Raw genomic sequence first — 1,321 nt, forward strand, 5'->3', positions numbered from 1 at the left:
TACAGCACGGCGGCTGCGCAAAATTCACATCGCGCGAGCCTTGCCGCATCAGCAAGCCTTTTGAGGGTGCGAAGTTTGGCCTGCTGGCCGCCAACACCGTGCGGGAGGATGGGAGCACGCTGCTGCCCGCCACCGGGCTCAAGCGGTTCACCGAAGGCGGTGTCACCATCACCATGGGTTTTATTGGCCTCACGCTGCAGGCCACGCCCACCATGGTCAGCCCGTCAGGCGTGGCGGGGCTGCGGTTTGAAGACGAGGCGGCCACGGCCAACGCGCTGATCCCGCAGCTCAAGGCCCAGGGCGCCGATGTGATTGTGGTTGCCATCCATGAAGGCGGGGGCACCACGGCGGGCGTGCAGGAGACCAGCTGCGCAGGTCTGTCGGGCGACATCGTGCCCATCCTGGAGCGCCTGGACCCGGCCGTCGATGTGGTGGTCTCCGGCCACACGCACCAGGCCTACGTGTGTGACTACAGTCGCGTGAATCCGGCCAAGCCCTTCTTGCTGACCAGCGCAGGCCAGTACGGCACGCTGCTCACCGACATTCAGCTGCGCGTGGATACGCAGACCCGCCGTGTGATCCGCAAGACGGCGCGCAACGTGGTGGTGCAGGGCGAGGCCTTTGTCGGCGCCCAGGGCCTGGTGCCCATCACCACCGCCGTGCCTGCCTTCCCGGCAGACCCGGGCGTGCAGAAGATCATCGACACCTACCGTGCCGCCGCCGTGCCCCTGGCCCAGCGGCCCGTGGGGCAGGCCAGGGGCCCCATGCGGCGCCAGCCCAATGCGGCGCTGGAGAGCACGCTGGGCAATCTGGTGGCCGACGCCCAACTGCTGGCCACGCGCTCCCCCGAAGACGGCGGTGCGCAGCTGTCGTTCATGAACCCCGGCGGCCTGCGCGCCGACCTGGTGCCGGACGAACAGGGGCTGGTGCGGTATGGCCAGCTTTATGCGGTGCAGCCCTTTGGCAACCAGCTGGTGGTGAAGACCTTCAGGGGCGCACAGATCCGCGCGGTGCTGGAGCAGCAGTTCGCCAGCGGCGGCAACACGGTGCTGCGGCCCCGGGTGCTATCCGTATCCAGCGGCTTCAGTTACCGCTACGACCTGAGTCAGCCCGCCGGGGCGCGCATCAGCCAGATGGAGCTGAACGGAACGCCATTGGCCGACGCCCAACTGGTGCGCGTGGTCATGAGCAGCTTTCTGGACAGCGGCGGCGACAACTTCACGGTGCTGACCCAGGGACGGGACCGGCAGGTGGGCGCGCTGGACCTGGACGCGCTGGAGGCCTACTTCCGCCAGCAAAGCCCGGTGGCGCCGCCCGCCAC

The 1,321-nt window shown here is 68.6% G+C and carries 1 protein-coding gene; it reads left to right on the forward strand.

Annotated features, from left to right (window positions below):
- Positions 1-1,321, forward strand: a 1,321-nt coding sequence (locus tag DBR12_RS19635) for a bifunctional UDP-sugar hydrolase/5'-nucleotidase (protein ID WP_233244929.1), incomplete at both ends; no start/stop codon positions are given.

Source organism: Acidovorax sp. HMWF029, assembly GCF_003060895.1.
Classification (GTDB): Bacteria; Pseudomonadota; Gammaproteobacteria; order Burkholderiales; family Burkholderiaceae_C; genus Acidovorax.